The organism is Kosmotoga sp. DU53 (assembly GCF_001639905.1).
Lineage (GTDB): Bacteria > Thermotogota > Thermotogae > Petrotogales > Kosmotogaceae > Kosmotoga > Kosmotoga olearia.
This window is the reverse complement of record NZ_JGCK01000066.1, coordinates 1-6,348: the sequence shown is the minus strand read 5'-3', so window position 1 is coordinate 6,348 and position 6,348 is coordinate 1. Positions and strand designations below refer to the sequence as shown.

The window sequence follows — 6,348 nt, the reverse complement described above, 5'->3', positions numbered from 1 at the left end:
TTTCTTTCTACCTCTGCCTTGTTTGTTAACGAGTTAGAAGGCAAAAGCTTGTCTAACTGCTCAATAATCTTTACAATATCGCTTTTTGTGAGTTCTTGTGGTACCATTTATTTGGGCCTCCTTTCTTGTTTTGGGCTATTTCAATGGTACCACCATTGGAACTTGGGAGGCCCGCTTTTTTTCGTGACACCCTAATACTTTGAAGACAAAAAACAGTCATAAATAATGATTAAATTTACATTAATGATTAGAGTGTTTAGATACAAAAAATAAACATACGCAGTAACTATTATTTCATTTAAGAATTGAGCATATGTATGGTATATTTGCTTTAGACGATTGCATTAATCACTATATCATAGGGGGTGTACAAATGAAAAGGAGATTGCTCGTAATTATAGCAATCGCTACTCTGTTAGTCAGTTTTAGTTCTGTAACCTTCGCTGACAGCTATGATCTTGTGATTCGTATGGTTGATCAGGCAAACGCAACCATTGAAACCATGATTGAAAAGGCCATTATCGCAGCAAACAAAATTACCGAAGCATACGACAACGCTGTAGAAGCAGCTGGAGACAATGAAGAACTGATAGCTAAACTGACTGATGCTTACAACAAAGCAATTCAAAAACTTGGACAATCTCTTGTTTCCAGTACAAGTGCGATATCAGAATCAGTTATAAGAACAGCTGCTATATTCGGGGTAAAGGTTGAATGCTACCCTGTTGAAGTAGTTCTTGGGAACCAGGTTTTTATAGTTGACCCTCTTAGGGTTATAGATGATTAACTTACTCCCTTATTAAAAAGGCTCCGCATTACGCGGAGCCTTTTTCGTGTACTAAAAGTTCATCAATCACATAATGTTTATATGATAAACTACTATAAAAGTCGCTCCTAATATACCTTGCGATATTTCAAATACATAAAAAGAGAGGAAAATTATGTTTGGCTTTTTTGCAAAAAGTTCAGATAAATACATCGAAAAAGTAGCACAAAAAAGCGCATCTCTTTCGTTAATCGCGCATGGAGACGGCATTGAAATCCTCATTCAAGAGATTAAGGAAAATACCATAAGTTTTATAGAACCTTTTAATAACGGTGAATTATTGGAATTTTTCTTTATCCTCAAAGGTAAACTCATATGTAGTCAGGAAGGAAAAAATGATATAATCCTCAAGTCCGGAGATTATTTTTATGCTCATAATATAACCTCTCCTGTTGAGATAAAAACCCTCGAACCTACAACCCTTCTATATGTCACCTCAAAACCAATTTTTAAATATCTCAGCAAGGACATTTCTGAATTAAAAAAAATAATGCATCGTGTTGAAGAAAAAGATGCTTATACCCACGGACATGGCAAAAGGGTGAGGGACCTTGCGTATGTGCTCGGAAATAAATTGGGTCTTTCCAAAGGAAAAATGGAAAGGCTCTTAATGGGAGCTTTGTTTCATGATATAGGCAAAATAAACATCCCTGATGAGATATTGAAAAAACCCGGTAAATTGACACCGGAAGAATTCGAATATATTAAGAGGCACCCGATAGATGGCGCAGAAATGGTCAAGGGAACGTTTCTTGAAGGTATTTCTGAGGTAATAAGACAGCACCATGAGCGAATCGACGGTTCCGGATATCCTGACGGCCTAAAAGGAGACGAAATACTTATAGAAGCCAAAATAATCGCCATTGTTGACAGTTTCGATGCTATGACCTCCAAACGACCGTACAGAGATGCTTTGGGCTGGGAAAAAGCATTGGAAGAGCTTAAATCTTTAGCGGGTATAAAATACGACGCAGAATTGGTGAAAATCTTCGAAAACTGTATAGAAGAAGGATTGATTTAATAACCAATCACTCTAATCCCTCTTTTAAGTCCCGGATGAATTCTCTGGCAAATTTCTGTTGCTCGGCATATATTTCTTTCGCCTCAGTAAGATAACATTGTCCTTTTCCCAATATGTTTTTCTCTATGTATTCAATCGTTTCCTCTAACGTTTGTCCCCGCACCGAACCGGTTATCAATGACTTAACTATCAGGAACGTCTTCCCACCCTCTATCATATGGGCATCGTGAAGAATTTTTCCCTCTAAGGTTCCTGGTATTTCCTTCTTCTGAGATTCCCACGCAACTTGAACGATTTTATCGATTTTATCGTTGGATAAGCCCTCAGCTTTCAACCATTCTCTTATCCGTCTTTTCGTCTTTATATATAAACCCATGAAAATAAGCGGCTATCATCAATACCTCGCGATCTATTTCGCCTTCATGGGTTTTCCTAATCTGTTCGCTGTTTTGAGCACCCTTTCAACATGCGATAAATCGTGCATGATATCTTTGCTTTCATAATAAGGGCGTACAAATTGAAGCAAATCGGTGATATTAATCACTTTTCCTCCAGGATGACATTAGAGAATTCACAAAAACCATCTTATTTTCCTTATCACGGGCAATAAAACTGTTTTGTACAATGATTCACTGTACACTTAAACAGTAGATTCCGTAGTAAAGTAGGAAAAAGATCAAATAAATCGTTCAGAATTTAAGACAAATCCAGCGTACAGCGATAATGATAAAAAAATCAGTGAAAAACCGTTGAGTCTCGGTGGAGTTTCAAAAGTCGTCGATATTTTGGAAAATTTAAAATCATCATAAATTCAATCAAACAGGATAAACTGAATTGATAACCCGGGAATTATCACCCGGGTTTTATGATCTTTTCAAAAGTTGCATATTCCTTGTAAAGTTCACCACCGGCAGCAAGAGCATCTTGAAAACTTTTCTTGTTTTCAAAATCAACGTTTCCACCTTCAGCCCTGACATAACCTTTCCTGATGGCATTCTGTAAAACATGATAGTACATAGCAAAAGAAACGCCCTTACCCTGAAAGTTTTTCACAACAAAAACAACAAACAATCTGAAAGTCTTTATGCTTTTTCTTTTCCTTGATAGTTTCAACCACCCGAAAGGATAAAGCCTGCCCCTGAGTTCCTTAAGGATCTCGTTATAATTAGGGGAGCTACCGACAAAACCGATAGGCTCATCGCCATGATAAGCGATAGCTATGAGCTCCGGGTCAGAAAACTTCTTCATGTCATCTACAATTCTTAGCATCTCCTCATAAGAAGGGGGTCTTGCTTCGATCCATTCATCCGGAATCGAGTTTTCCATTATCAACCTCAAATCCCAGGCAACTTTATCAAGGTTTTTCATATCAGGCGCAACTATTCTAAAATCATAACGTTTTTTTGCTTCTTCGATCAGCCTGACATGTTTTTCGTCAATGGGCTTTGTTAGATCGTATTTGAAACAGGCGAAACGTTTATACATTTTAAAGCCAATCTCTTCCAGAAGTTCCTGGTAATACGGAAGGTTATAGTTCGCGTTTACAAAAGGTGGATCGTCAAAATTTCTTATCAATATGGCTTTGTAATCGTCTCCATTTGTCGGAGAATCCGTACCGATATACCTCACAATTTCTCTTTCTTTGAACCAATTGTCGGCCGCATGAAACAACAGGTCCGCTACATAAACATCGTTGTAGCTCTCAAAAAGAGTGAAGGATCCTGCACGGTTGCCATGTTCAATAACATTTCTATTGATATACACCCCAAGACGTGCAACAGGCTGCCTTCCATCCATAACAAGAAAAAACTCTCTGTCAACACTCATAACCGGGGAACCTTTTGTAATAACATTTCTTATAATAGTATTCAGCGGCGGTATCCACTGCGGTGTATTCTTATAAAGCTCAAAGGGAAGTCTAACAAAGTTTCTTATATCCCTTCTTGACCTAACTTTTACTAACCTCACTTAGCCACCCCTTCGTCTTCAAGCATTTTCCTCTGAAAGGTTCCGTCAATTTGGTAAAGCAAAAAACAGCGGAATAAAAACTGATGATAATCGTTGAAACGCTTAACACCAAATGATCATAGCTATTTTTCCGCTGCTCTTTATAAAAAAATTATAATACACCAAAGGCAGATTTATTGCACAACTTCTCAAAAGATGATGTATATGTGGTATGAAATTGACTCGTCAGGGCCAAAAGAAATTGACTCATTTCGTTCTCCTGATGTAGTAGTATTATTATACATAAAAGCGTATGTATTCTTGGTTTGGAAAGATTCTTGACTGTGTATGGCAAAATAAAAATGGTTCTTCCGCAAAAGTTATGAACTAAAGCATAAGAACCTTCAACCTCAGCAGTTCAAACGAACATCTTCCGTACATAACTCTCTTGATCACTTTAATCTTGTTTATGATTCCTTCTATGAGTCCATTGTTATCGTCCAGTCTAGCCGCATTCTTCACAGCCGGCAGGTCTCTTTCAATCCCGTGGACAAAGTGATTGAGTTCCGGAATTGAATATGTCTTCGTTGTTTCTATCCATTTTTCAAGATTGTTGGTATCTTTTTGAGCCAGGATTCGTCTAAATTCCTTTATCGCTGAATAGACCTTCTGCAGATCTCCGTTACCCTCAATATAGATTCGTACTTTTTTCTGTTCGCTTTCTTTGAGTTTCGAAATATCTTTGTACAACAGAGTGATCAAATGTCTCCTCTCCAGAATCGGTGTCGTCGGTGGATTTCTGTTTCTTCTCCCCGATTCCTTGTTGTGTTTTGCTAAGAATGTCTTCAAGTTGGAATAAGAACCCCTGTATCCTTCTTTGCAAATGGTTCGGAAGATTTCCATTGTTGTTCCCCTGTCCAGGTTCATCGCAATGATGGTATCCTTGTAAGGATCGAGGTTGCTTCTTTTGCTCGCACCTTTTGACCCGTGAATCATTTTGCCTTCGTACTTTATGTACTTTAAAACTGTTCTCGGTGATAATCCTAATTCTATGGCTATCTTTCTAGATGAATAACCTCGTTTGAAGAAGAGTTTCTTAACCTTTTGAACCTTTTTGTTCTTCTCTTTCTCTCGTTGCATTTGTAACATTTCCAGGCGAGTGCATTTGTTCTTCGGTTCAAGGCAGTTCTCTTCAGGAAATTCAGTCATGCCGCTCATTTTGATTTTCCTGGGTAGGGTCCGTTTTATGTATTCTTTGGCTTCTTCGGTGAGATTCTTGACTAAATGAAATCGGTTACTAACCTGTATGGCCTGAGGAAATGCTTCTTCTATGGCTTTTGCATAGCTGATCGAACCATCACGTGATACCACTTCTATATCCGGATATCCTTTCAACCATTCGGTGACGTCTTTCGTATCACGAAAGGCAACGATATCTACAACCTGTGACGTATCTCGATCGACCATCACTGTCCCATATGTGTGGCCTTTCTTTATGGCAAAATCGTCGATGCAGATTCTCTTGACTCGGGTGTTTACAACTAACTTGTTTTTTTTAATATCCGTAAAATTGTGTCATCCGAAATCCTGGCTATCCCTTTGTTAATAACTTTCTTTGCACTACGAGCACTCATGTTCAATGCGATTTCTCTGATTTTTTCATCCAACCTGATTGTTCTTCTTCCATACCTGGTGGCAAAAGGAAGTGTTTCCGGGAATCGCGCATGGTCACATTCGGGATTCTTACAAAAAAAGACTCTCCGCTCCAGTATGATTGTCAATAGCTTTTCTTGAACGGGTAAATCAGAGATATTGTTATGATATACGGAGTGGACACCCCTCGATTTTTCGCCACAATATGGGCAAGCCTCTTCAGAAGTCTCTTTTCTCGCATGGAGTTCTATTTTTTTATCGTCAATAAAAGCTTCTACCAATACCAAATCTGGATCCAGTGTTTTCAATAGTTCTTGCATTTACATCATCTGCCTTATCATAGTTTTTTGTCCATGCTTCGATTCTACTCTTTTTCATTGGTTAAATCAGTAAATTTACGGAAGAACCATAAAAATACAGCAAGTGGCAGGATAAAAATCCAGCGGTAAGGGAAAGAAAAAGATCATTGCCAGCATCCGGAAAATCCATTACCCTTTAATTGCACACCAAAACAGTTAAAGGGGGTTAGAAAGGAGTGCTGACAATGATCCAGGTACATCATATCAAATATCTACGTGAATTTAAAGGGAAGTCGCTAAGAAATATAGCCAACGAAACTGGCCACGATTTCAGAACGGTGAAGAAATATGACGAAATGGATGATTTCAACGAGTATGTTCAACGTAGAAAGAGGACTTCCAAGCTCGATCCGTACAAGCCCAAAATAGATGAATGGCTGGAAGAAGATAAAAAGGTAAAGGCAAAACAACGTCATACTGCTAGAAGGATTTACAAGAGACTATGTGAGGAATATCCGAATTTTCCGCTCAGCGAACGTACGGTAAGAGCATATAGTGAGAAAGAAAAAGAAGGAATTGTATTCCAACGAAGGTTATTTACC

Annotated in this window: 6 protein-coding genes and 1 pseudogene; 3 read left to right on the top strand and 4 right to left on the bottom strand. The window is 38.3% G+C overall.

The window, feature by feature from the left end; all coding sequences use genetic code 11:
- Positions 1 to 373: 373 nt before the first annotated feature.
- Complete coding sequence (locus tag DU53_RS09260) at positions 374 to 787, top strand: hypothetical protein (RefSeq protein WP_015869132.1); 414 nt, start codon at positions 374 to 376, stop codon at positions 785 to 787.
- A gap of 154 nt (positions 788 to 941) precedes the next feature.
- Positions 942 to 1,847 carry an HD-GYP domain-containing protein gene (locus DU53_RS09255; protein WP_015869131.1) on the top strand — a complete coding sequence of 302 codons (906 nt, stop codon included), beginning with the start codon at positions 942 to 944 and terminating at the stop codon, positions 1,845 to 1,847.
- A gap of 7 nt (positions 1,848 to 1,854) precedes the next feature.
- On the opposite strand, the gene DU53_RS09250 is transcribed toward DU53_RS09255, so the two are convergent.
- The 4 genes from DU53_RS09250 to DU53_RS12985 form a co-directional block, all read right to left on the bottom strand.
- Positions 1,855 to 2,223 (bottom strand): hypothetical protein, encoded by a 369-nt coding sequence (locus DU53_RS09250; protein WP_201030058.1) that lies wholly within the window; start codon positions 2,221 to 2,223, stop codon positions 1,855 to 1,857.
- Between the two features lie 476 nt (positions 2,224 to 2,699).
- On the bottom strand, positions 2,700 to 3,815 hold the full coding sequence (locus DU53_RS09245; RefSeq protein ID WP_015869128.1) for a GNAT family N-acetyltransferase: 1,116 nt from the start codon (positions 3,813 to 3,815) through the stop codon (positions 2,700 to 2,702).
- A 366-nt stretch (positions 3,816 to 4,181) separates the two neighbouring features.
- Entirely contained in the window at positions 4,182 to 5,291 is a 1,110-nt protein-coding gene (locus DU53_RS09240; RefSeq protein ID WP_235599796.1) for an ISL3 family transposase, read from the bottom strand.
- A gap of 44 nt (positions 5,292 to 5,335) precedes the next feature.
- The gene (locus tag DU53_RS12985) at positions 5,336 to 5,767 is read right to left on the bottom strand and encodes a transposase family protein (RefSeq protein ID WP_015869126.1); all 432 of its coding nucleotides are present in this window, start codon (positions 5,765 to 5,767) and stop codon (positions 5,336 to 5,338) included.
- 224 nt (positions 5,768 to 5,991) lie between these two features.
- Here DU53_RS12985 and DU53_RS09230 point away from each other — a divergent pair.
- Positions 5,992 to 6,348, top strand: a pseudogene (locus DU53_RS09230) (IS21 family transposase); the annotation flags it as partial.